This window comes from Candidatus Methylobacter oryzae (assembly GCF_003994235.2).
Classification (GTDB): domain Bacteria; phylum Pseudomonadota; class Gammaproteobacteria; order Methylococcales; family Methylomonadaceae; genus Methylobacter_A; species Methylobacter_A oryzae.
Genome location: NZ_RYFG02000091.1, coordinates 1 through 24,889 on the forward strand (window position 1 = coordinate 1; position 24,889 = coordinate 24,889).

The following is a 24,889-nucleotide window of genomic DNA, read 5'->3' on the forward strand; positions in this document are numbered from 1 at the left end:
AGGTTATCGCCACGTTCATCACCGGCTTTATGCCGGGCAAAGACCAGCTCAATCCACAATATTAACCAGCGGTCAATGCGTAACTTCTAAAGGCATATTAATAGGAACACGGATGAGACGGATTAGCACGGATTTTTACGAGACTCACTTATTATCCGTGTCAATCCGTACAAATCCGCGTCATCCGTGTTCCATCTTTAAAAGATCTTAGCGTCTGTCATTATTAATTCCACTTAAGTGGATTAGACTTCTATATCGATAGCGCAACCCAACAAAAGCAACCGGATATTGATTTTCGGTAATTTTAATCATGCAAAAGAAACAGCTCATCCAATCGGGGAAATAGTTTATGGTCAGCAGAAGACATTTTATCAAGAAGACCGCGGGCGGCTTGGCAGCGCTTGGCGGCTTAACTCTGTTGCAACGGTCAGGTCTGGCTGCAACCACGGCGGCAGCAGCGATTATGGATGCGCTTCCCGGCAAACAGCCGCTAATCAAAAAAACGTTCCGTCCGCCGAATTACGAAACACCGGTTAATGCTTTCGATACGCCGTTCACCCCCAATAATCTGTTCTTTGTACGTTACCATAACGCCGCCGCTCCCGAAATAAAAGCCGGCGACTGGCGGCTGCAGATAGGCGGCGACGCGGTTCATAGTCCATTGGCGTTCAACCTTGAACAATTACGCAGCGACTTTGAACAAGTCGAAATCGCCGCTCTGTGCCTATGTTCCGGCAATCGCCGGAGTTTGTTCGAACCGCCCGTGCCCGGACTACAGTGGGGACACGGTGCGATAGGCAACGCGCTCTGGCGCGGCGTCCGGCTGAAAGATGTGCTTGCGCAGGCCAAAATCGCCCCGTCCGCTCTGGAAGTGAGTCTGGCCGGAGCCGATTCCGGGGTAATACAAGCGACACCGGATTTTGTTAAAAGCCTGCCGCTGGCCAAAGCATTGGACGAAAACACGTTAATCGCTTTTGAGATGAACGGCGAACCGTTGCCGCACTGGAACGGCTTCCCTGCCCGGCTGATCGTTCCCGGCTGGACCGCTACCTATTGGATGAAGCACCTGACTGCGATTAATGTCATCTCCAAACCCTTGGACAATTTCTGGATGAAAACCGCCTATCGTCTGCCTAAGGACCGATTCCCCGGCGCGCAGTTCGCTTCCCAGCAAACCGAAACCAGCCGGCCCGTCACCGAGATCGTCGTCAATTCGTTGATCACCAACCTGGTCGACGGCCAAACATTGCCAAGCGCCCAGCCCATCGAAATCAAAGGCGTCGCTTGGGATTGCGGCGACGGCATTGCACGAGTCGAAGTGTCTACCGACGGCGGCAACAGCTGGCAGCAAGCGCTATTGAAGCAGGATTACGGACGCTTTTCCTGGCGCCAATGGCACTTTGCTTTCATGCCAAAACATCCGGGGACTTATCCAGTCATGGCAAAAGCGGTCAGCCGTTCCGGCGCAAGCCAACCGCTGGAGCCTATCCCGAATCCTTCCGGTTACCAGCACAATGCCGTGCAGAAAATCAGCATTCAGCTGGTTTAAGGAGAATATCATGCGAGTACTGATTTTATTGTTATCGTTTTTCGCCGCCACGGCTACTGCCGGTGAAAACCAGGTATTCCTGAAAGAGCGGCCGGGTAAAAGCCAGGTCGTCGCGCAATGCGCGATATGCCACAGCCTGGACTATATCACCCAACACGCCAAGATTCTGGACAGGGCCGGCTGGGAAAAAACAGTCGGCAAAATGATCAATACGATGGGAGCGCCGGTCAACGATACCGACAAGCGGATTATCATCGATTATCTGGCGCAAAATTACGCAAAATAAAAATAGACCTTCCAGGTTTTACAAAACCTGGAAGGTCTAACTACCGAGCTTTTCCTTTCAACCTTTCACCCTGGATTTTAAATGCTCCGCAAGGCGTTTCATTGCTGAAGAAGAATCATCGGCCGATAAATGAACGTTAATAATGCTGGGCATGGTTTGGTTGTTCAACGCACTGATCAGCGCGGTTTCAAACGCCTCTTCCGTCGTGACGTCGTAGCCGGCTAGAGGACCGAAGACTTCCCCCAACTTATCGAATCGCCAACTGCTAATATCGTTAAAAGGCCCTTCAAGGATGCCGCGCTCGGTGCTGTATCCCTGATTGTTAAAAACCACCACAATCGGATTCAAACCAAAGTGGGCATGTGTCGACAGCTCCGTGCCGGTCATTTGAAAAGCGCCGTCGCCGACCAGAACCAAAGTCCGATGATCGGGGCGGGCAATTTGCGCGCCGAGCGCGGCCGGCACGGCAAAGCCCATCGTCGCATAAAAACCGGAAGCTAAAAACTCGCTCTGCTCGTGTACCTGTAAATCGATAGCCGCAAAAAGACAATCGCCGACGTCGCAAACAACAATCATCTCATCGCTGAGCGCCCGGTTAATCCGCTCGATCAAGCGGACTATCGTGATGGCTCGGCCCGTTTCCGGAAATGCGCCTGACGCCAATGGGGCGGGCTTCACGGCATAGGCTTCGTTGCACGTTTTAACCGAGTCCGTCAATTTTGCTAAAAAATCGGCCAACGAGACGCGAGGATAACGATGGGCGCTAATCACCACTTCATCCATCGAAGCGCGGATCATCGAATGAGGATCGAGCTTTGCGGTATAGATGCCGGTATCTATGTCGGTCAACGTCACGCCCAGCATCAGCAGCAAGTCGGATTGCTCTACCGTATAACGCGCGTTCTCCGAACTCATCGCCCCTTGATAGATACCGAAATAAGCCGGATGCCGCTCGGCAATGACCGACTTGCCGGATAGCGTGGCAACAACCGGCAGTTTAGTCCGCTCGACAAACTTAACCAAAGTTTCCTGGAGCTTGTGCCGATGCAACTCAATGCCCGCTATGACCATCGGCGAAACCGATTTAGCCATCAGCTCCACCGTTTCGGCGATAGCTTCGGATAACGCGCCCTGATCGCTGGCGAACCATTCCGTGGCTACTTCCGGCATCGGATAGCCTTCAACCATGACCATATCGCGGGGAATTTCTATATACACCGGTTTACAGCAACGGCGAGCGGAGGCGATGGCGTGATCGATCTGACGAAAAGCAATCACCGGATCATTCAGCACCACGGATACGCAGGTAATGCGTTCGAAAATTTCGCGTTGGAACGTAAACGGACCGAAACGGTGATGGATCAACGGATCGTCCCGTTGTTCGCGCACTCCGGGGCCGCCGCTGATAACAACCACCGGCGACGATTCCGCATAAGCGCCGGCCACGGCATTGACCGTATTCAACGCCCCGACCCCGTAAGTGACTGCCAATGCCCCCATGCCCAGGCAACGCGCGTAACCGTCGGCCGCAAAAGCGGCGCTATCTTCCCGCGTGGTGCCGATATGTCGGACCGGGCTCTTGACCATCAAGTCGTAAAACCCAAGCACATAGTCACCCGGAACGCCAAAGATATGTTTAACCCCTGCCTCATAAAGACGTTTGAGCAGGTATTGTCCAATCGTGTCGAATTTAGCGGTGCTCATGACGATTCATCCTATAAAAAAGGTAACGATTCAGCATATATTCAATGGAACACTGATGACACGGATCAGACGGATTTGACACGGATTTTTAGCCCAAGCCAAATTCGATGACGCTTTTGAAATCAGTGATGATCCCCGCCTCGGCAGCGTTACTAAGCCACAGGGAAGCGGGGAATGCAGATATTGCATAAGACCATGGATGGTCTGTAGTAGAGCAACGCAGGAGCAGTTGCCGAGGAGCAAATATCTGTCCGTGCAGTCATTGAGGCGCCTACTTTTGGCATCCATGTTCCATTTCATTTTTCGCTGAGTAATTACTAAAAAAGAACTCATCAAACAAGTCGAACGACCAATCTTCCAGGCAAATAGCAAAGCCCGGAAAAACTGGAATTCTAATTACACTTTTAGAACGTTACACCTTTCCAATCTTAGTGGGCAAGAGATTTTGCAAGCATTGGGGCAGTAAGCAAATTAATTGGGTTTATAGGCGAACGCTCGTGCGACTCATCAAAGCCTGCCGGGTTGTGGTCCTGCCTACAAACGCGTGACTACGCAATTGCCGCTTGGTATGATTGTAAGACACTAATGACTTCCATCCGGCCTTGTGGCCAAGTAACAGGCAACGCCGAACCGCCAGCTAACCAGCTGTATTTAAAAATCAACCGGTGATTCCGAATAATCTATTAGCAGAGAAATATATTTATGAAGGGTATAGTCTTTACTGAATTCCTGGAAATGGTCGAAGCCAAATTCGGCGATGAAATGGTAGACAAAATCATTGACGATGCCGCCCTTCCCTCCGACGGCGTCTACACAGCCATCGGCACTTACGATCATCAAGAACTTCTTAGCTTGGTCGCGCTGCTCAGCGAATACACCCAGTTACCGATTCCCCAGCTTGTAGAAAAATTCGGACACCAGCTCTTTGGTCAATTTCTCGCGGGCTATCCGGGCTTTTTTTCCGGAATAAATTCCGCTTTGGACTTTCTCGCCAACGTAGAAAATTATATCCATGTCGAAGTGCTCAAACTTTATCCCGACGCCGAGCTGCCCACTTTCGAATACGACCGCTCCATCCCCGGCGCACTGGTCATCGTCTATCGCTCTACCCGGCCATTCGCTTCCCTCGCCTTGGGGCTGATCAAAGGCTGCATCGAACATTTCGGCGAAGAAATCGAACTCGAAGCAGAAGACCTCTCGTTTGGCAAAGGCACGGCTATGAAGTTTACCCTCGTCAAACAGGGCTAGAAAACATGGAGAAACTGCAGCAGGAAATCGAGCGGCTTAGACGCCGCTTGGAAAGAGAAAAGGCTGCCCGCAAGCAAGCCGAAAACTTGGCCGAAGAAAAGACTCGCCAGCTTTATAAGACCAACAATGAATTAACCCTACTCTCTACCGACCTGGAAGCCGCCGTCAGCAAGGCCGTTGGCGTCATTACCAATGCTGCCGAAGGCGTCATCATCACCGATGAAAACGGCATCATCACCACTTTCAACCCGGCCGCGGAAAAAATCTTCGCCACTACGGCCGCCCAAGTGGAAGGACTGAACATCAGCCGGCTAATGACTGGAGAGGATGCGCGCAATCACGACCGGCATATCCAAAAATACCTGAACACCGGAGAAAAACGCGCCGTCGATCAGGGCGTGCGTGAGCTTACCGCTCGCCGCGGAGATGGGAGGCTGATACCCATTGAACTGACCATTAGCGAGATGCATGTACAGGACCGCCGCATGTTCATCGGCATGGTCCGGGACATCACCGAAGCGAAGAAAGCCAAGGAAGAGCTTAGACGGGCCAAGGAACAAGCGGAAGTCGCCAACCAGGCAAAAAGTAATTTTCTCGCCAACATGAGCCATGAAATCCGCACGCCGATGAACGCGATTATCGGCTTTACGGAAGTGGTGCTCCAGGACCGGACACTTTCAACGCAAACCGTTCAGCACATCCGTACCATCCATAATGCCGCCAAGGGACTGCTGGGGATCATTAACAATATTCTCGACGTTTCCAAGCTGGAAAGCGGCAAGTTTATCTTGGAAAGCGTTTGTTTCCATCTCCCCAACATGATGACGGATACCCTTCGAACCGTACGTCAGCAAGCGGCGGAAAAAGGTTTGGTGATCGATTTCGTATGCGCCGCCAATGTTCCGTTGCGTGTACAGGGCGATCCGACGCGGCTACGGCAGGTGGTATTGAATCTCGTCGGCAATGCGATCAAATTCACCGAACAAGGACGCATCACCGTTTTAGCCGACATGGAGAATCGAGCGGACATGATTCATGTCTCGGTATCAGACAGCGGCATCGGCATGACGCCGGAACAGGTTGCGAAAATCTTCGAGCCCTTTTCGCAGGCGGATGCGAGCACCATACGCCGCTTTGGCGGCACCGGCTTGGGCACGTCGATTTGTAAGCAAATTGTCGAGCTGATGGACGGAAACATTTGGGTCGAAAGCAAGCTGGGTACGGGTTCCACCTTCCATTTCACCGCTCGCCTACCGGCAAAGCAGGATAGCACCGATTGCCTATACGAAGAAGCGGAGAGCATTGTCGAAGGCTATATTTCGCCGCGGCTGTTTAAGATCCTACTGGCGGAAGATGTCGAAACCAATGCGACACTGACCATGCTACGCCTCAACCAGCAAGGCCACGACGTCGAGTGGGTTAAAGATGGCAGGGAAGCGCTGGCCGCCTTCCAGCGCGGCGGATACGACGCGATCCTGATGGATGTGATGATGCCTAATCTCGACGGTTGCGAAGCAACGCGCAAGATACGGGCGCTGGAAAAAGAAACGGGCAAGCGTATTCCCATCCTGGCGCTGACCGCCAGCATTACCAATGAGGATCATCAGAACTGCTACCAAGCCGATATGGACAGCGTCCAGGCCAAACCGATAGATTTCGATGCCCTGCTTGCCGCGATGGAGTACATTATTCCCGCAGGAGCAGGAAAGCCGAATACGCACCATAAAATCGAGATCGGAAACACGGCCGATATTGACTTTTCCGTATTGAGCCCGGTAGCCGACTATCCAAAAGCGCTAAGCACCTGGAGAAATGCTTCGGCCTATGCCAAGGCGCTGTTGTCGTTTGTCCGCGAACACTCAAACGACGCGCAGGAAATAGAGCGCCTGCTAACCGCTTATCCCGAGCAGCCCGGACCGGCCCGCACGCTGGCCCATACTTTAAAAGGCACGGCAGGAAACTTGGCTTTACAGCAAATCGCCGGCCTTGCGGCTGAAATCGACACCGCTCTTAAGATTAGCTTGCCGGATAAAGCTTTACCGCTGTCGCAAAATCTCAACGATTCGCTTAACGAAGCGGCCGCCGCTATCGGCAAGCTTCGCCTGCCTGCAAGCCTTGAGGCAGAAAAAACCAAAACATTCGATGCCGAAGCGATCGGCGGACTTCTTGAACAATTGTCCTCGGCCATGGAAGAGTTGAATCCCGATGCGGTCGAGCCGATTCTCGCCCTATTGGCCGACTATCTGTCCGCTTCGGATCTCGCCCCGATCAGCAAATCGGTGGAAGCTTTCGATTTCGATGAAGCGCAAACCAGAACTCTCGCATTAGCTGAAAAACTAGACTTAACACTATGAAGAAAATTCTCGCTGTCGACGACGAGCCCAACAACCTGCAAGTGCTGCGGCAAATCTTAAAAGATCACTACCAAGTCATCTTTGCCAACAGCGGCGAAAAAGCCCTGGAAGCCGCCGGCAAACACCAGCCGAACCTGATCCTGCTCGACATCATGATGCCCTCGATGGACGGCTATGAGGTTTGCAAGCGGCTAAAAGACGATCCGGCGACCAAAGACATCCCGGTGATTTTCGTCACCGCGATGAGCGAGGAAGAGAGCGAAATCAAGGGTTTCGACGCCGGAGCGGTCGACTACATCCAAAAACCCGTTTCCGCTCCTATCGTGCTGCGGCGGGTACAAACCCACCTTTCCTTAGTGCATGCCCAGGAATTGGAAGCCAGCCAACGGGGGGCCATCTCAATGCTGGGCAAAGCCGGGCATTACAACGACACCGACACCGGCGTACACATTTGGCGCATGGCGGCCTACGCCCGCGCCTTGGCGGAGGCTGCGGGCTGGACGAAGTCGATGGCGAACTATCTTGAACTCAGCGCGCCGATGCATGACACCGGCAAAATCGGCATCCCGGATCATATCCTGAAAGCGCCTCGAAAATTAACGCCGGAAGAGTGGGAAATCATGAAGACGCATGCGGAGATTGGCTTCGCGATCGTCAGTTTAAGCGATACGCCGTTATTCCGGATGGCTTCCGAGATTGCCCTTTGCCATCATGAGAAATGGGATGGCAGCGGCTATCCTTCCGGACTTGCCGGAGAAGCTATTCCCGAGTCGGCACGAATCGTTGCTGTGGCCGATGTTTTCGACGCCTTGACGATGAAGCGCCCTTATAAGGAACCCTGGACCACGGCCGAGGCCATCGATGAAATCAGGCGAGGATCGGGCTGTCATTTTGAGCCGCGGCTGGTAAAACTTTTTGAAAAAATCCTGCCGGAACTTTTGCGGATTAAGGACGAGTGGGGACTAAAAGAATAACCGGACAGGCTCCTCATATCTGCCTGTCACGATAACCGGGCTCCCTTTACGATGCCGCTAAATTCTAAAATCCTCTCCTATAAGTATCTGCACATATTGAGTATCGAGCTCGATCTTATATATTGTTAATTTTAGTTATTAACAATTATTAACCGGATATTTTTTACATCCCAAACAGTATCCGGAGCATCATTTCAAGCCGAACCGCTTAATGCCGGCGGAAAATTTGACCGTCCTTGCGGATTGAAGCTTGATCATCAATAGTGAATAAAAATTCAATATTTTCAGCATATTGAATTCAAATACCACTAACTCTCAGCGGGCAAATGTAACCAAACTTCAAGAGGATCAACCATGAGTCTGTTTAATTCTATTCTTGAAAAACTGGGCATTCGTAGCGCCGGCGCTGCGAAAGCGCCTGACGTAAGCCAACAGCCCGCCCCGGTAGCCGCCGGCGGAATTTCCGAGATTGACGTCGTCAGCAAATTGGAAGGATTAGCCGCTTCCCATGCTGAAAAATTGAACTGGAAAGTTTCGATTGTCGACTTGTTGAAATTATTAGGGCTTGATAGTAGCGTAACTGCACGAAAAGAGCTGGCGACAGAATTGGGGTGTCCAGCGCAAACAATGACCGACTCGGCGCAAATGAATACCTGGCTGCATAAAACCGTATTGCAAAAACTCGCACAGAACGGCGGTAACATCCCCCAAGAGCTGTTGAGCTAAACGGCTGGATTCAAAAAACTTACTAAAGCCCTAACCATATTGCCGGGATTTATCTTATGTAGATTTCACGAGGAGAAACCTTATGAGCCTTTTTACAGAAATCGTTAAATCCGCCACCGGAGCCGATAATGCTTCGGGACAAGTTGAAAACAAGACCCACAACTTAGTAAACGGCGCGTTGGAAATGCTTGAGAAAATGGGCGGCGTAGACGGGCTGGTGAAAAAATTTCAACAATCGGGAATGGGGAATGTTGCCTCCTCCTGGGTTGGAACCGGAGAGAACAAAAGCATAAAGCCCGATCAACTGGCCCATGTTCTGGGTAAAGACCAGATTGCCGATCTTGCCCGGCAGGCAGACATTCCTGAATCCCAAGGAGCATCGGTGCTATCGCAAATTTTGCCCGCTATGGTCGACAAACTGACGCCGGAAGGAAAAGCCCCCGAATCAAGCAATCTCGCAACATGGGGCAAAGTGCTTCTGGGCGCGGCGGGAGCTGCGGTTGTAGGGAAAGCCGCCGCCTCTTATTTCGGCAATAAAGAAGATCAGGAGCTATCGCCCACTCCCGAACAACAAACAACAAACGCCGCTGTTGCTGAAACAGAAACCGGCTCGACCACCACATCCGCCCGAACCTACACCGTATCCAGCGGCGATACGCTTTCTAAAATTGCCAGACACTTCTACAACGACAGCAACGAATGGCAACGTATTTTTAATGCGAATCGGGATGTATTGAGCAACCCGGACCGCATATATCCGGGCCAGCATTTACGCATTCCTTAAATTTAAGACGATTACCTGGTTTCCGTTAAAGGTTGGATGAGAGCAGAAAGGATTAATCCGATACGCCGAGTCACGGCCATTATACAAGGAGTGCAAGCTTTGCTTGCTTTACTATAAAGGCTACGGACGCAGCCGCCCTGTAGCTTTGCTTGCCGCTATTATGACTTTGCTGCGCGAACACCGGCCGTTACGTATTCATGTCGAAGATGAAGACCAGGCATACGATTTGCGCACACTGATGATTTTCGTCAGCAATAACCGGCTGCAACTCGAACGCATCGGGCTTCCCGAAGCCAAAGCCTTGGAGCAAGGCCTGCTTGTGGCCACCGTACTTAAGCCCGTCACGACGATAGCCTTGCTGCAATTGATGCTGCACGGTGCACTGGGGCAATTGGCAGATGCCGAACACATCTTCAGTTTCGCGTTCCGGCAAATCACGGTACATCTTGCGCCGGCACTGCTTCGGCGCAGACAGCGTATTAAAGTGGCAATGGACGGCGAAGTGGCCTTGCTAGAGCCGCCTTTGTGTTTCCGTTTGGCGCCGGAAAAATTACTGTTGCTGAAGCCCGAAGTTCCGCCGGGCGAAAATCCGCCGGACCCCGACAGCCAATGACGCTGCTGATGCAGATTTCCGATACCCACTTCGGCACCGAGCAGCCCGCTGTCGTCGAAGCGCTGGTGCGCCTGGTTCATCGGCAAGCGCCTGAAGTCATTGTGGTTTCAGGCGACATCACCCAGCGCGCCACACGCAAGCAGTTCGATGCGGCAAGCGCATTCTTTAAGCGGCTGGGCAACATTCCGATACTGACAATCCCAGGCAACCATGACATTCCTTTGTTTAATCTTGCCGCTCGTCTGTTGGCGCCGTTCGGAAACTACAGCCGCGCATTCGGCGACGATTTGGAGCCTGTATTCAGATCGCCGCGTTGGCTGATCGTTTGCGTCAATACCACGCGCGCCTACCGTCATAAGGACGGCGAAGTATCGTCAGCTCAGGTACAACGCGTAGCCGATCTGCTCCAAACCGCGGCTCTGGAGCAATTGCGGATCGTCGTGGTGCATCAGCCGGTCGCGGTAATTACTGAAGTGGATCGGACTAATCTTCTGCATGGCCGGCATGCCGCCATGCGTGGTTGGGCCACGGCCGGCGCCGATATTGTCATGGGCGGGCATATCCATGTGCCTTATGCGCTGCCTCTGCACGAATGCTACGAACATTTACCCGGCCGGTTGTGGACCGTACAGGCGGGCACGGCGGTTTCCAGGCGCGTACGTCGCGAGAGTCCCAATTCAGTGAACCTGATTCGATATTCCGGACCGCGCCAGTGCATTTTGGAACGCTGGGACTGTAAAGAACCGGAGCTTGGCTTTCAATGTTATAGCGCGCTAACGCTTGCTTGAGTCATGACCAATTAGCACTCTCGGTTTCTTCAATAGACAAAAATGCTCAAACTAATTACATTGATCATTTTAATTAGCTGAGTATTGGGGTGGGGAACCTATGGAAATCCTGAACGCAACCGACGCCAAGCGCGAATTCGGCGATGTCTTGTTAAAAGCACAAAAGGAACCCATCGCCATTAACAAAAACGGGAAAACCGTGGCAGTTGTTATGTCCGCCGTTGACTATCAAATGCTGACAAACCAGCAGGAATCCTTGCTGAAGTTAGAACTGCAAAAAGGCATGGACGATCTCCAGGCCGGTCGGGTTGTAGACGGCAATACCGTCATCGAACGCTTGAAGAATCGGGTTATCAATGCCCCGCTATGAGTTTACCGCACAAGCCGAACGTGATCTTGAGGCCATAGTCGATTATACCGTGGAGCAGTGGAGCTCGCGGCAGGCGGAGGACTATTTAAATGGTTTGGGTAAATGGCAACTGGCGTGTCACGTTTGAATTTCATGACGGTCATGCCTTCGTTATCGATTACGAGGATTATCACTAAATGACTATGCACAATCCACCTCACCCAGGCGAGTTCATCCGGGAAGTCTATTTGGAACCATTCGCTATTACCGGCCGAGAACTTTCCTCGAAACTTGGCGTTTCGCCTTCCACTCTGAACCGTATTTTAAAAGGCAGCAGCGGTATCAGCTCGGAAATGGCGCTTCGGCTATCGAAAGCCTTGGGCCGCTCTCCGGAAAGCTGGCTGATCATGCAGGACAATTACAATCTTTGGCATGCAAGGCAAACGGTTAACCTTGATGCGGTTGAAAGGATTGAATTCAGGGCTGCATAACTAATCAGCCGGGCTGCAATAGTTAGGTAGGGGAGTAACGCTTTTCTGCCCATCAATCAACATTCGGGGTTGTTCTTTTTGATCCATCCCCAACGTGCCGAATAGCGCGTATCGCCTTCCGGCAGCGTCAAGATGGCATGAAGATGATCGTCAAGCAAAACCATCGCATCAATCCGAAACGGCCAGCGTTGGCGGCATTCACGAATCGCAGTTCGCAGAAAAACGCGGGAGATATCGGTACAAAGAATCGGAGCGCGCCGTTCCGTCACCACGGTAAAGAAGAAGGAACCGCCTGGAACATAAGCACGCCGAAAGTGGGACATAAACGCAGAACCGAAACGTAAATCAAAAAAATGTAGGGTACGCTGCGCGTACTTCACAATGGACGAGGTTGATTCTAGCACGGCAAGCCGGATGTTTGAGATCATGATATGATGCGTTAGACTTAAAGGTACGCACAGTGTACCCTACCGCGCTCGATGCATTAATTCATACAATTTTTTGGGATCAATTCATATGACTTTCAGCCGTGAAATCGAAGCTTTTGTCAAAGATTTCGTCAAAGACTTAGAAGAAAACAATGTAGCAGTTTTCGCTGGAGCCGGAATGTCCAAGAGTTGCGGCTACGTAGATTGGCCCGAACTGCTCAGGGACATCGCTGACGAATTGGGGCTTAAAGTTGAAAATGAACACGACCTCATCTCATTGGCTCAATTCCATGTGAACGAACGGAAAAGCAGTGCAGGACTCGCGAAAAAAATACTACAGGAATTTTCCGAACAGGCAGAGCCATCGGAAACCCATGAAATACTTGCACGCTTGCCTATCGGAACATACTGGACTACGAATTACGACAGCCTAATTGAAGATGCCTTGAAACGTGCCTATAAAGTGGCCGATATCAAGCATAGTGTCAGCCAATTGAATACAACTCGTCCGAAACGTGATGCAGTTGTTTACAAAATGCATGGTGATGTCACAGTCGCAAATGAAGCTGTAATCTATAAGCAACAATATGAACGATATTATCAGACCCACTCTTCGTTCGTAACAGCTCTAAGCGGGGATCTCGTTGCAAAAACTTTTCTCTTCATTGGCTTTAGCTTTACAGATCCGAATCTGGATTATGTTCTAAGTAGACTTCATGTCAATCAACCGATGAGACAGCACTACTGCTTCATGCGACGAGAGATGATGCAGATAGGAGATGACGATGAAGTCGCGAAGTACAAGCAACGTAAGCAAGAACTTCGGGTAGACGACCTCAAACGCTTTGGAATCCAGACGCTGCTCATAAATGATTACGTGGAAATTCCCTGTATCCTAAAAGAAATCGAAACTCGCTTTCGGAAGAAAACTGTCTTTATTTCAGGAAGCGCTGAGGAATTCGGTAACTGGTCTAGACAGGAAGGTCAAACTTTTGTTCATACATTGACTGCTGGCCTTGTACGTGAAGGTTTCAGAGTCGTAAACGGTTTTGGATGGGGTATCGGTAGCGCTGTTATAAACGGTGCACTTGAGGCAATTTACTCAAATCCTGAGAAATTATCCGAAGACCAGCTCGTGATGCGCCCGTTCCCACAATTTGCGAGTAGCCCGCAGGACCTGCAACAGCTTTGGGAAGAGTACAGGCAGCGAATGATCTCGCTGGCTGGCATAGCTATTTTCGTTTTCGGCAACAAGCTTGTCGACGGTAAGGCTGTCGAGGCAAACGGTGTTATTAGAGAGTTCGAAATTGCTGTACAGAAAGGAGTTATTACGATACCAGTTGGAGCTACCGGTTATGCAGCGAAAACAATATATGAGACGGTCATTGGCACCCCCGAGATGCACTATAAGGGCATCGAATGGGTCAAACAGCTCATCACAGAATTGTCTGACCCGGAAACACCGCATGCCGAATTAGCTCAAAAATTAGTGCAGCTCGTTAAGAAGCTAAACAAATAAGACGATCACTTAATCAATTTCACCCTTACACATTTTTTTCAATAAGGAACATACTAAATGGCTAGAAGAACTTTTTTCTCGTTTCACTATAAACCAGACGTTTGGAGAGCTTGGAACGTACGGAACTGTTGGGTTGTAAAACCGGAAGAACAAGTTGACAGCGGTTTTTTCGACAGTAGCGTCTTCGAAGCTTCCAAGAAAGAAAGCGAAGATAATCTTAAAACTTTCCTTAGAAATGGACTAAAGAATACTTCAGTCACTTGCGTACTGACCGGTGCAGAGACTTCGACTAGACGTTGGGTTAGGTATGAAATTGTCCAGAGTGTCTTGAAAGGAAACGGGTTGCTTACCGTCGACATTCACAAGGTTAAAAATAAGGACAGTCAGACCTCTACTAAAGGAGTAGACCCGCTCGCTTGCATCGGATTATATAAAACGGAAAACGGAATTTACTTCGCCGAGAAGAATGGGGATAAATGGATAAAATACAGTGACTACACACGTCCTATTCCAGAAAGCGACCTGTGGTTCGATGCTCCGACAAGCAATCAGGTAGTCGCACTTTCTAAGCACTATGAACGTTACGATTTTATAGCCCAAAACGGACGGGAAAACATAGCCGGATGGATAGAATTAGCCGCAGCCCTGACCGGGCGGCGGTAGCTTAATTTGTCAAACGGCCGATTGACTGGCCGTTTTCTACATTTCACCGGTATGTGCAAACCGGTGTATTGCCAGAACATTGGGCTAGCGATCTAGCGATTGAAGATGTTACCTGTGGCGAACGGTGAGTTGTTGGGCTTCATTGCATTCAGCCCAACCTACAGCCTATTTAAGCTATCACATCCAGCCCTTTGTTCTCGACAATAGACAGCAATTTAAGCGTTGCCCCGGTCGGTTTGGCTTCGCCTTGTTCCCATTTTTTTACCGCCCTGTCCGACACATTCAAATAAGCGGCAAAAACGCTCTGGCTTAAGCCCAATTTATGCCTGAGTGCCGCAATTTGAGTTGCCGTATAGTTCGGCACCGGCGGTAATGCATTTATATCAAAGCGTCTTAATGTGGTTTTATCGATGCCACCCACGCTATAGAGGTCTTTTGCCATTTCGCTAAGGGTTTCCTGGATTTTACTCATTTGCAAGCTCCACTAAATTCCGTTTGTTAATCAATATATTGATCTGTTCATCGGTTAAATTAAGGAAAGCTTCCGCCATTACCTTAAAACCTTCAAGTTCGTTTTTTGTGATATTGTCTTTTTCGCCTTTGGCAAATCCGTAGGCAAAAATAATTTTATCGTTTCGTTTCATCAAAAGCAGGGTTCGATGCGCTCCACTTTTCCCTTGTCCTTGTCTGCCAATACGCTTTTTATAAACATTGCCGCCTAAATTAGCATCGATTAATCCGTTTTCTATTTCAAGAACGGCTTTTTTCAAGTCTTCATCATTCAAGCCTTGTTTTTCCGCCCATTTTTCAAACGTTTTATATTTAAAAATCCTCATATCGAAAACAATCCCCCTACTACAGCCAAACTATACCCTTCTATTCACTGAATTACTATTCTTGTTCCGTGAATAGAAGGCAAAATCCGGTACGCGTCAACCACGGAAAGCTAGCCCACTCTGGAAATCCCCAACTTCAACATCCTAGACCGCAACGTATTCGGGTTCATGCCCAATATCGCCGCCGCGCCCTTGGCGCCGGAAATCTGCCAGTTGGCCGCATCCAGTGTGCGCATTATGTGTTCGCGCTCCACCGCCTCCAACGTCCGCAAGCGCACTGGTTGAACGCCGGCCAGACCGAGAACCGACAACGGCGCAATCTCCAGCAGCGGCCCTTGGGACAAAATCACCGCCCGCTCGATCACGTTCTGCAATTCGCGGACGTTGCCGGGCCAGGCATACTGTCTTAACTGCTCCAAACCGGCGGCATCGATGTCGTCAAAACGTTTGCCGAATTTTTTCGCGTATTTGCTCAGGAAAAAACGCGCCAGTAGTGGAATATCGGCCGGCCGCTGCCGCAATGGAGGTATCTCGACAGGAAATACGTTCAGCCGGTAATACAGATCGGAACGGAAGCGCCCTGCCCCGACTTCATCGGCCAAGTTACGGTTGGTCGCGGCAATGACCCGCACATCGACGCGGACGGTTTCGTTGCCGCCGACCCGTTCGAATTCCTGTTCCTGCAACACCCGCAACAGTTTGGCTTGCGCCGATAACGACAGTTCGCCGAGTTCGTCCAGGAATAGGCTGCCGCCGTCGGCCAGTTCGAAGCGGCCTTTGCGCTGCTGGGTTGCGCCGGTGAACGCGCCTTTTTCATGACCGAACAATTCGCTTTCGATCAGTTCGGCGGGCAGCGCCGCGCAATTGACTTTGACCATGATGGCCGCGCTACGGTCGCTGAATTCGTGGATCGCACGCGCCAGCAATTCCTTGCCGGTGCCGGTCTCGCCGAGAAGCAGAACCGGCGTATCGGTGCGCGCGACCATCCGCACTTGCTCCATGACGGTCCGCATCGGCTTGGAAGCGCTGACAAAATCGTCGGGATTGTGATCGTCGTTGAGCACTTCCTGCAAATAGCCTTTTTCCTGTTGCAGCCGTTCCAGTTTTTGTTCGGCAACGCGGCGGTCGTTCACGTCCCGCAGGATGATGGTGTAGAGTTTTTGGCCGTCGGTTTCCAGCGGCGAAAAAGTGGCTTCGATAGGAAACTCCTCGCCGTCCGCGCGCCGGGCGCTCAGGCCTTCCGGCGCCCAGGCTTGGTTTTTTGCGGCGGCGTTATCGAAGTCGATAAATTGCATGAACAGTTTGCTGCAATGCGGCGCGATAAAACGCTCGACCGGCTGGCCGAGCGCAAAGTCGGCCGCGCAACGGAAGATTCTGGCTGCCGCCGCATTGAACAGCGTGATGCAATGTTGCTGATCGACGGTAACGATCGCGTCCATCGCCGAACCGAGGATAGAGGAAATCCGCTGCTCGCTTTCGCTCAGCGCCTGCATTGTCAGCCGTTGCTCGGTGCGGTCGCGCTGGGTTTCGACAATCGCGACGACCTCGCCCTGCCCGTTGCTGATCGTGCCGGCATCGATAACCAAATACAGCCTGCGCCCGTCCGGCATCAGGCACCAGTTTTCGGTATGGCAAATATCGGAGTAGACGTTAAATAAGCTGGCCTGTTCGTAAAGATCGGTCACGTTGCCTAAGGTGCTGTCGAGCAGCAAATCCGCAAGGCACGGGCGCTTTTCGGTGTAAAAGCCGCGCCAATGCTGATCGCTACCGATCATGTCCGCGGCTTTCAGGCCGGTCAATTGCTCGCAGGCTTTGTTCCAGAGTACGACTTGATGGTTGGCGTTCAACACGAAAGTCGATACCGGCATGTGTTGTAATAAATGCTCGGCGGGTAGGTTTGGAATTAGCGGGTTTACTTTCATATGGGATTCGCCGGAAGGTCTGTTGCGTCTAACGGGGACGCTAAGACAGGTATTTTACAGCAATGTGCGCCGGAAACACCGGTTCGAGCGATAACAAAAAAACAGTGTTTCCGACCAACAAGTCCACAAGACTGGAAACCGGCAATAAACCGGTTTACTATGCTGTGCAAAGAGAGGATGCCGGCATTCACTGCCTTCTTCACACAAAATTAAGGACAGCTTTTAATGAACGACAAGATTGTGTGCCTAGACGTTAGACGCTATCCGACTTCTAGGAGCCTATGGTAACTAACAACATACACAAACTCGGCTTGCCGGTATTTTCCACCGGCGGCAAAGTTGTTTTCATTATCTCCCTGTTTGTGCTGATTTCAGTATTGCTGGGCGGAATGATCTTTTGGTACGGCAATATTTTCGACGGCGTTCGCTCTTATGTCAGGGGCGAAGGTTTGTGGGCTAAAGCGCAGAAAGATGCGGTCTTCTATTTGAGCAGTTATTCCTATAATCGTTCCGAAACCGACTACGCCGCTTATCAACAAGCGCTAAACGTGATCAGCGGCGATAAGAACGCCCGCTTGGCATTACTGCAATCCCCGCCAAATTACGAAGCCGCTAAAAAAGGCTTTCTACAGGGCCAAAATCACCCGGACGACGTCGATTCGATGATAACGTTCTTTTTAACGTTCCAGCACGTCTCTTATATGCGCGATGCTATTTTTGTCTGGCAGTCCGCCGATCAAACCATCGACGAATTGAAGCAGTTAAGTGAGCAAATTCGGACTGAAATCCGCACTAACCCAAATCCTGGAAAAATAATTGAATTGAGAGAACGCTTACGGCATCTGAACAGTGATCTTTACCAGATGGAAATTCGTTTTTCGTTGATTCTGAGTGAAGGGGCGCGATGGGTTAAACAGACAACATGGCGCATTACTGTTCTGGCGCTGGTTTTATTTATCGGCATAGGGTTATGGGTCAGCCGTCAGATCATCAACAGCATCACTAAAGCCGAGCGTGAGCTTATTATCAGCGAGTCGCGGTTTCGCAGGCTCAAGGAGTCGAATACGATCGGCATTATTTCCTGGCGGATAGACGGCACTATCGAGGAAGCGAACGATCTTTTCTTAACCATGCTCGGCTATAACCGCTCGGATTTCTTGGCCGGCGTCGTCAATTGGCGGGATATTACGCCGGTTGAATTTCAATCCAAGGATCAACAAGCCATTGATGAGCTTTTGACGCACGGCCGATGCGAACCTTATGAAAAAGCCTTGATACATAAACAAGGGCATTCGGTACCGGTCTATATCGGCGCGGCGATGCAGGAAGGCAGCCGGGAACAAGGCATTGCCTATGTGATGGACCTGAGTGAACGCAAAAAAGCGGAACAACAATTGAAATTGGCGGCAACGGTTTTTGCCGGCACCAGTGACGGAATTTTGGTAACGGATGCGTCGGCGCGCATCGTTTCGGTTAATCAAGCGCTGTGTAAGATAACCGGATACGATGAAAGCGAGTTTTTGGGCCAAACTCCGTCTATCTTACAATCGGGCTATACCAGCGACGAAGAATATAAACGCATGTGGGAATCGCTGTATGCCACCGGCCAATGGCAGGGAGATGTTATCGACCGCATGAAAAACGGCGGCTTAATACCGATGAGGATCAGCATTAACCAGGTAAGAAACGCCGATAACCAGCTCACGCATTATATCGCCATTCTGTCCGACATCTCGGAGCGCAAAGCGGAAGAAGAGCATCTGCGCCATATCGCTCATCATGATCCGTTGACCGGGCTGGCTAACCGGGTGCTATTCAATGACAGGCTTGAACAGGCCATTAAGTCGGCGACGCGCAATAAGACTCAGTTTGCCGTACTGTTTCTGGATTTAGACAAATTCAAACCGGTTAATGATCTTTTCGGGCATAAGATCGGCGATAAATTATTGCAGGCAGTGGCCGACAGGATGGTTCGCAACACCCGTAAAACCGATACGGTCGCGCGATTGGGCGGGGACGAATTCGTCATTCTGCTGGAAAACGTTAGCAACCGAAAAATGGTTAAAAAACTGCTTAACCATATTACCGATGCAGTATGCAGGATTTACCCCATTGATCATTACGCTATCGAGATTGGCGTTAGCGCCGGAATCAGCATTTACCCGGATCATGGAAGCGATGCTAAAACGCTGTTGCATCATGCGGATATACAAATGTACGAAAGGAAGGAAGCCAAGGGATCGCTCCCTTAAAATTATAAAATGTCAGTATCATCCAATAATTTAGTGATCGCCTCGAAATCAAATTGATTGACCCGGCCTGCCAATACTTCAGCTAACGATTCATCAATTGTTTTAATCCGTTCGATCACCGCCAGACTTTGCTCTATATCCAAACTGACCGCAGCTTGCTGTAATTCAGACAACAGCGCTTCGGGAAGCTGCTTTAAATGCTGTCCATTAAGCTCTTGCTCAGTAGCGGTTTTCTGACCGGCAAGTTCATCGTAGACAAAGCGCACGCCTAAATGCTTGGTCATGCAAGCGAAAATCTCGGCATCGCGATAGGGTTTGCCGACAATATCCTCGACGCCTGCATCTATGAACTCTTGCCGTTGCTCGGTAAAAACCGACGCGGTCACGGCAACGATTTTCACTTTATCGCCGCCGGGCAATGCGCGAATTTTTTGCGTAGCGGTTATGCCGTCCATAATCGGCATGCGTCTATCCATCCAAATAAGATGCGGCTGGCAGTGTATAAATTGTTTTATGCCTTGCTGGCCATTGACGGCTTCAAATACTTCGAAGCCAACGGATTCCATTAATTTTCTGAGCAGCAACCGGTTTTCCAATTGATCTTCAACAATCAAAATACGATAGTTGGGCTGCCCCGGCGCCAAGCCGAGAATTTGCTTACCGTCGAGGACCAGTTTATCGATAATCTCCGATTGATTGACCGCGGTAACCGGCAGCTTCAACGTAAAAGACGAGCCCTTATTCAATTCACTGGTCACAGTCACTTGGCCGCCCATTAGTTCCGCGTATTGCTTGGTAATGCGCAGGCCTAAACCGCTGCCTTGCTGATCGGATTCCCTGCCGACTTGGACAAAGGTATCGAAAACAAACGGCAAATCATGTTCTGAGATGCCGATCCCGGTGTCTTTAATCTCGAACAGTAACAAGCATTTTTGTATTTCAGGCAGGTCCTCGGCCGTTAAACGCATGACCACTTGACCTTTTTGCGTGTATTTAATGGCGTTGCCGACCAAATTCAGCAAAATTTGCCGTAATTTTGGCTCATCGCTGCTAACAAAACGCGGAAAATCGGATGCTTGATCCAATAGCAATTCCAATCCTTTCGCTTCGGCTCGTTCGTGCATCATGTCGATGATGCTAAGAACCAGCGCGCCAAGATCAAAATTACCGTTTTCAATGACCACTCGCCCGGCTTCGATTTTCGCCATATCCAACACGTCGTTAATCAGTTCCAGCAGATGTTTACCGCTGTTATTGATGATATTCAACGTCTCGCGTTGCGACGGACTGAGATCGCCGTCTCTTTGCATTAATTGCGAAAAACCCAACACCGCATTCATCGGTGTCCGTAATTCATGGCTCATGTTGGCCAAGAATATACTTTTGGCCCGATTCGCCGCTTCCGCCTCATTTTTTGCTGCGACCAGTTCCCGCTCGGTTTGCTTACGAATAATAATTTCTTGCTGTAACAGGCTATTAATATGCTGTAAGCGGGTATGCCCGAGAATTTCGTTTTTTAATACCAGCGCCGCATAGTTAAAAAATAACGGCAATTGGCTATGCAGGTCGCGCATTGCCACGTGCAGGCTTTCCATTTTAAATACGCCGATTACGGTCGAACCGACTTTGAGCGGGTAAATCCAGGTATAGGCATGGGTAAACGCCGGCGTCAGCATCCGGGTATCGCTAAAATCATGCTCAAATTCGCTGGCCTCTCCTGTTGCAAAAGCATCGCTGACGCGCTGATCGTCGACTCGATGCAAATGATGCTTTTCGCCATAGACATCGGCAGAAAAAATATCGGCATCGATTTTGTAATACAGGACCAGGTTCGCTCCGCCGATAACATCGACGATCGAACGCAGCATATTGTCGATCACATTGTTCAGGCCGGAAGCTTCACCCATTTTTCTCATCAACTGCATAACCAGTTGTTGATTGGATTTATCCAAAGCGAGCTTGGTTGCGCGTTGTTTGAGTTTCTCCCACTCGGCAACGGAAATGGTCATTTGCTGATCAGGCATGCACGGTATCCAATTTACGGCTGATGGCGGTTTGCAAGACGTTTTCGAGATGGTCCAAGTTTACATCGCGCCATTGCACGGGCAGTTCCAGCATAGCGCCGATGCGTGCGGCTTCTTCGCTATAATCGTCGGATAGCGGCGTGCGCAGGCATAACAGATAACGGTGCTGGTCATGAAAAATGTCGCGAATAACGTTAATATTCGAGCCGAAGGTTTTAGCAATCGCATCATCCCAACCACGAACCCAATCATTCAATAAGAAGTACGCGCCGTTAGCCAGCTCGCGATTAAACTCTTCCGCGCCCAGCAGCATTTCAATGCAGTTTTGTCCCAACGTCCGCAAGGTACGAGCCTGATCCAGCATATTATCCATCATCGGATGGCAGGCCCCGTAAAAGACAACGGTTTGTTCGCCTGCATGTCGAGATAAACCTTCATGCAGCGCGTAGGCCAAGCGATCGAAGTCAATATGCAACGATGGCGGTAAAAAATCCGTCGTTAACGGCCAGTTATTTTTTGCAATTAAAAAACTCACTTCTTTTTGCAAAATGCCGCAGCCGACCAGGCTTAGTGTTGATGATGACATTGTTTTTACGATTAATTAAAACCGCCCATATTCATAAACAGCATCCAGCATCGCCCTGATGTTGCGTTCGGGGATTTTGTACGGCATCAGAATAGTGCCGAAAAGAAATTTACCGCCGGCCATACCGGCCGTCAACATGCGTTTTACTTCCTGTTTAACTTCTTCTTCCGACCAGTCGATCAGCTTAATATCGTTGATAACGCCGCAGGTTAGGCCTCGACCGTTGATAATCCGCTTGCCTGCGCCAATATCATCCAACGGGCTTAAATAATAAGTTTCTATGCCGATTTCAGAAATAACGGTTTCAATCACCTGATTAAAACGGGCTCCGCCGCAGTAATAAACGATACCTTGCAGCCCTGCGCTTAAGTCTTGTTTCATCCACGGTATCGCATTTTTAATAATGTACGGGAAAGGCACAAAATCGGTGGAACCGAACGGATTGGCGTAAACAATCACATCGGCGCCCAATTCTCTCAACGCGGCAATATGGCGCCGGCAAAATAACGAACATTTCGTCAATAACTCATCGCGTACTTCAGGCGGTCCCATGAACAATAATTCGAACCATTTGTCCATGCCCATCAACAATGCCGGCAACGCCATGCCGGCAGTGACATAACCGCAGATCGGATAACGCCCGCCGACTTCCCGCTTCAAGATTTGCAGGCACTTTAATTCTTCGGCAAAAACAGGGTGATGAATAAAATCGTCCGGAATCTCCAGGTTGTGGATATCGTCATAGGATTGAATCACAAAATGTTCAACATTCGGCGGCCCGTCGGGCGAGAACAAAATCTTTTTACAACCTAACAGTTCCGCTTCCTTGCCGACGTAAAACAAACTCCAGACATTGTCGTAACCGTATTTTTCGCGCATTTTCAACTGCCCTTCGGCAACATATTCACCGCGCTGATAATATTCGTATAAAGATTTTAAACCCAGCTCGTTAACGCCTTGATCCAATAAATTGCAAAATACCGGAATGCGATCCGACTTTTCGCCGTTTATTGCAGCAACCAACCTATCCATTCCAGTAATCATTTACGCATCCCCACAATTAAATCCTTAATAACTTTTCCTGCCGAAACACCATCGCTCGCCCATGCGTCGGCCTGGACAATTTTATAAAGCTCAGTATCCCAAGTATAAGGCGCACCGCCGACGACGATTTTAATACGGTCTTCCAAGCCGCGTTCCTTCAATAATTGCCGTACCGCCAGACAGCCGTGTTCGCTACGCGCGGTATGCACCATCATCGAGGAAATCGCGATGATGCTTGCGTCATGCTCCAATGCCGCATCGACAAAACGCTCCGCACTGACATTAACGCCTAAATCGACCACATCAATCATCAACGAACGCAGACAACCGCTGACAATGCGCTTGCCCAGCGTATGCATATCGCCATGCGAGGTGCCGATAACGATACGACCAATGGTTTCGGGACTTGATTGAAACAGCGCCACCATTTCATCGGTGACTTGGGACGCGATTTGCGACGCCATGAAGTGTTGGGCGAGATTGGCGTCGAAATCTTCGCTGATCGCTTTAATCATCAGTTCCATGGCCGGAATGACCACCTTGAAAACAATATCCTCGGGCGTAAGCCCCTGGGCCATGGCTTCGTGAATGACTTCAAAGGCTTTATCACGATCCGTATCAAAAACGGCTTCGTTATAGGCCGCGATAACATTTTTCAATATCATAGATTTTTTAGCTAAGGTGAGTCGTTTTGTCGGAGCGGTTTTAAATAATCATGTTCAGGGCAACAGATTGTAACTCTGTTCAAGAAAAAGACTCTGGCAAGCATCCACTACCTCGGGATTGTACATGATGCCTTTGTTACGCGTAATTTCATCCAACGCCGCCTCGACCCCGAGCCCGGCACGGTAAGGGCGATGCAAGACCATGGCTTCGACGACGTCGGCTACTGCGACAATCTGGGCCTCAAGCAGGATTTCACCGTCTTTTCGTCCATGCGGATAACCCGAACCATCAAGCCGCTCATGGTGCTGCAATACGATTTGCGCAATCGGCCAAGGGAAATTGATGGATTTGAGTATTTCATAGCCGGTTACCGGATGCTCCTTGATCAGGCCGAATTCCAACTGGCTGAGGCGCCCCGGCTTGCTGAGTATTTCAGCCGGAATCCGGATCTTGCCAATATCATGCATCATGCCGGCCAAGTTAAGTCCTTCGATTTGCTCGGCCGGTAGCTGTAACTCCCTGGCCATTGCCGTAGCCAAATCGGCGACGCGGCGCTGATGGCCGGCCGTATAAGGATCGCGCATCTCAACCGTGGCGGCAATTGCGGTGACGAAATCCAACAGGCTCGCCCGCAGCATTTTTTCGCTTTCCCTAAGCTCGCTGGTACGCGCTTCGACCTGTTCCTCCAGATGGTTACGCAAACGGTCGACTTCCAGGTGAGTACGAACCCTGGCCAGCAACTCTTCACGCTGAAAAGGCTTGGTGACAAAATCCACGGCACCCAGTTCAAAACCTCGCACTTTCTCCTCGATATCCAATACCGCGCTGACAAAAATGACCGGCACGTCGTGGGTTTTAGGATGTTTTTTGAGCTGCCGGCAGACTTCAAAACCGTCCATCTCAGGCATACGGATGTCCAGCAGAGCCAATTCCGGCGGATTGTTGAAGGCGGAATGTAAAGCCAGTTCCCCGTTAATCGCGGAGCGCACTTCATAACCTTCTTCCATCAGAATGTCCGACAACAATTTGAGAGAAGCCGGAGTATCGTCGACGGCTAGAATTTTGCCTTTGTCTGTCATTAGG

Annotated in this window: 25 protein-coding genes; 15 read left to right on the forward strand and 10 right to left on the reverse strand. The window is 50.3% G+C overall.

All coding sequences use genetic code 11. The features are described 5' to 3' along the window. Positions 1 to 349 precede the first annotated feature (349 nt). Entirely contained in the window at positions 350 to 1,549 is a 1,200-nt protein-coding gene (locus EKO24_RS10160; RefSeq protein WP_127029940.1) for a molybdopterin-dependent oxidoreductase, read from the forward strand. 10 nt (positions 1,550 to 1,559) lie between these two features. Beyond that, positions 1,560 to 1,835, forward strand: a complete 276-nt coding sequence (locus tag EKO24_RS10165; protein ID WP_127029941.1) for a cytochrome c — start codon at positions 1,560 to 1,562, stop codon at positions 1,833 to 1,835. A gap of 57 nt (positions 1,836 to 1,892) precedes the next feature. Here EKO24_RS10165 and EKO24_RS10170 read toward each other — a convergent pair whose 3' ends face one another. After that, positions 1,893 to 3,539, reverse strand: a complete 1,647-nt coding sequence (locus EKO24_RS10170; protein ID WP_143733211.1) for an alpha-keto acid decarboxylase family protein — start codon at positions 3,537 to 3,539, stop codon at positions 1,893 to 1,895. A 702-nt stretch (positions 3,540 to 4,241) separates the two neighbouring features. Between EKO24_RS10170 and EKO24_RS10175 the strand changes: the two genes are divergently transcribed. From EKO24_RS10175 to EKO24_RS10225, 10 genes are all read left to right on the forward strand, one after another. Further along, positions 4,242 to 4,787, forward strand: a complete 546-nt coding sequence (locus EKO24_RS10175) for a heme NO-binding domain-containing protein (RefSeq protein ID WP_127029943.1) — start codon at positions 4,242 to 4,244, stop codon at positions 4,785 to 4,787. A 5-nt stretch (positions 4,788 to 4,792) separates the two neighbouring features. Further along, the gene (locus EKO24_RS10180; RefSeq protein ID WP_127029944.1) at positions 4,793 to 7,141 is read left to right on the forward strand and encodes an ATP-binding protein; all 2,349 of its coding nucleotides are present in this window, start codon (positions 4,793 to 4,795) and stop codon (positions 7,139 to 7,141) included. Next, complete coding sequence (locus EKO24_RS10185; RefSeq protein ID WP_127029945.1) at positions 7,138 to 8,115, forward strand: response regulator; 978 nt, start codon at positions 7,138 to 7,140, stop codon at positions 8,113 to 8,115. The genes EKO24_RS10180 and EKO24_RS10185 overlap by 4 nt, the downstream gene beginning before the upstream one ends. A gap of 354 nt (positions 8,116 to 8,469) precedes the next feature. Next, positions 8,470 to 8,841 carry a DUF3597 domain-containing protein gene (locus tag EKO24_RS10190; RefSeq protein ID WP_127029946.1) on the forward strand — a complete coding sequence of 124 codons (372 nt, stop codon included), beginning with the start codon at positions 8,470 to 8,472 and terminating at the stop codon, positions 8,839 to 8,841. 82 nt (positions 8,842 to 8,923) lie between these two features. Further along, entirely contained in the window at positions 8,924 to 9,625 is a 702-nt protein-coding gene (locus EKO24_RS10195) for a YidB family protein (protein WP_127029947.1), read from the forward strand. A 103-nt stretch (positions 9,626 to 9,728) separates the two neighbouring features. Continuing rightward, on the forward strand, positions 9,729 to 10,238 hold the full coding sequence (locus EKO24_RS10200) for a diacylglycerol/lipid kinase family protein (RefSeq protein ID WP_127029948.1): 510 nt from the start codon (positions 9,729 to 9,731) through the stop codon (positions 10,236 to 10,238). Continuing rightward, positions 10,235 to 11,026: a metallophosphoesterase family protein gene (locus EKO24_RS10205; protein ID WP_127029949.1), complete on the forward strand. Its 792-nt coding sequence runs from the start codon at positions 10,235 to 10,237 to the stop codon at positions 11,024 to 11,026. Before EKO24_RS10200 ends, EKO24_RS10205 begins: the two co-directional genes overlap by 4 nt. Positions 11,027 to 11,126: 100 nt before the next feature. Beyond that, positions 11,127 to 11,396 (forward strand): type II toxin-antitoxin system Phd/YefM family antitoxin, encoded by a 270-nt coding sequence (locus EKO24_RS10210; protein WP_127029950.1) that lies wholly within the window; start codon positions 11,127 to 11,129, stop codon positions 11,394 to 11,396. Next, positions 11,383 to 11,523 carry a type II toxin-antitoxin system RelE/ParE family toxin gene (locus tag EKO24_RS10215; protein ID WP_127029951.1) on the forward strand — a complete coding sequence of 47 codons (141 nt, stop codon included), beginning with the start codon at positions 11,383 to 11,385 and terminating at the stop codon, positions 11,521 to 11,523. The genes EKO24_RS10210 and EKO24_RS10215 overlap by 14 nt, the downstream gene beginning before the upstream one ends. Before the next feature lie 49 nt (positions 11,524 to 11,572). Then, entirely contained in the window at positions 11,573 to 11,866 is a 294-nt protein-coding gene (locus EKO24_RS10225) for a HigA family addiction module antitoxin (RefSeq protein ID WP_127029952.1), read from the forward strand. A 56-nt stretch (positions 11,867 to 11,922) separates the two neighbouring features. Here the strand turns inward: EKO24_RS10225 and EKO24_RS10230 are convergent, their stop codons facing one another. Further along, positions 11,923 to 12,294, reverse strand: a complete 372-nt coding sequence (locus tag EKO24_RS10230) for an REP-associated tyrosine transposase (protein ID WP_241674458.1) — start codon at positions 12,292 to 12,294, stop codon at positions 11,923 to 11,925. An 88-nt stretch (positions 12,295 to 12,382) separates the two neighbouring features. On the opposite strand from EKO24_RS10230, the gene EKO24_RS10235 reads away from it, so the two are divergent. Together EKO24_RS10235 and EKO24_RS10240 are read left to right on the forward strand one after the other, a co-directional pair. Beyond that, the gene (locus EKO24_RS10235; RefSeq protein WP_127029953.1) at positions 12,383 to 13,813 is read left to right on the forward strand and encodes an SIR2 family protein; all 1,431 of its coding nucleotides are present in this window, start codon (positions 12,383 to 12,385) and stop codon (positions 13,811 to 13,813) included. Positions 13,814 to 13,870: 57 nt separating this feature from the next. Beyond that, a complete protein-coding gene (locus EKO24_RS10240; protein ID WP_127029954.1) occupies positions 13,871 to 14,476 on the forward strand; it encodes a TIR domain-containing protein in 606 nt (201 codons plus the stop codon). A 169-nt stretch (positions 14,477 to 14,645) separates the two neighbouring features. Here EKO24_RS10240 and EKO24_RS10245 read toward each other — a convergent pair whose 3' ends face one another. The 3 genes from EKO24_RS10245 to EKO24_RS10255 form a co-directional block, all read right to left on the reverse strand. Next, positions 14,646 to 14,948, reverse strand: a complete 303-nt coding sequence (locus EKO24_RS10245) for a helix-turn-helix domain-containing protein (protein WP_127029955.1) — start codon at positions 14,946 to 14,948, stop codon at positions 14,646 to 14,648. Next, complete coding sequence (locus tag EKO24_RS10250) at positions 14,941 to 15,312, reverse strand: type II toxin-antitoxin system RelE/ParE family toxin (RefSeq protein ID WP_127029956.1); 372 nt, start codon at positions 15,310 to 15,312, stop codon at positions 14,941 to 14,943. Before EKO24_RS10250 ends, EKO24_RS10245 begins: the two co-directional genes overlap by 8 nt. 110 nt (positions 15,313 to 15,422) lie before the next feature. After that, the gene (locus tag EKO24_RS10255; RefSeq protein ID WP_127029957.1) at positions 15,423 to 17,234 is read right to left on the reverse strand and encodes a sigma 54-interacting transcriptional regulator; all 1,812 of its coding nucleotides are present in this window, start codon (positions 17,232 to 17,234) and stop codon (positions 15,423 to 15,425) included. Between the two features lie 281 nt (positions 17,235 to 17,515). Between EKO24_RS10255 and EKO24_RS10260 the strand changes: the two genes are divergently transcribed. Further along, positions 17,516 to 19,486: a sensor domain-containing protein gene (locus tag EKO24_RS10260; protein ID WP_127029958.1), complete on the forward strand. Its 1,971-nt coding sequence runs from the start codon at positions 17,516 to 17,518 to the stop codon at positions 19,484 to 19,486. Positions 19,487 to 19,488: 2 nt separating this feature from the next. On the opposite strand, the gene EKO24_RS10265 is transcribed toward EKO24_RS10260, so the two are convergent. The 5 genes from EKO24_RS10265 to EKO24_RS10285 are packed head-to-tail and all read right to left on the reverse strand — an operon-like array spanning position 19,489 to position 24,885. Next, positions 19,489 to 21,510, reverse strand: coding sequence for an ATP-binding protein (locus tag EKO24_RS10265; RefSeq protein ID WP_127029959.1), 2,022 nt, complete (start codon positions 21,508 to 21,510; stop codon positions 19,489 to 19,491). Further along, positions 21,503 to 22,096 (reverse strand): DUF1638 domain-containing protein, encoded by a 594-nt coding sequence (locus tag EKO24_RS10270; protein WP_127029960.1) that lies wholly within the window; start codon positions 22,094 to 22,096, stop codon positions 21,503 to 21,505. Before EKO24_RS10270 ends, EKO24_RS10265 begins: the two co-directional genes overlap by 8 nt. Positions 22,097 to 22,111: 15 nt before the next feature. Further along, entirely contained in the window at positions 22,112 to 23,140 is a 1,029-nt protein-coding gene (locus EKO24_RS10275; RefSeq protein ID WP_127029961.1) for a uroporphyrinogen decarboxylase family protein, read from the reverse strand. Continuing rightward, a complete protein-coding gene (locus tag EKO24_RS10280; protein WP_127029962.1) occupies positions 23,137 to 23,805 on the reverse strand; it encodes a cobalamin B12-binding domain-containing protein in 669 nt (222 codons plus the stop codon). The genes EKO24_RS10275 and EKO24_RS10280 overlap by 4 nt, the downstream gene beginning before the upstream one ends. A 54-nt stretch (positions 23,806 to 23,859) precedes the next feature. Further along, positions 23,860 to 24,885 (reverse strand): HD-GYP domain-containing protein, encoded by a 1,026-nt coding sequence (locus tag EKO24_RS10285; RefSeq protein WP_127029963.1) that lies wholly within the window; start codon positions 24,883 to 24,885, stop codon positions 23,860 to 23,862. Positions 24,886 to 24,889 lie beyond the last annotated feature (4 nt).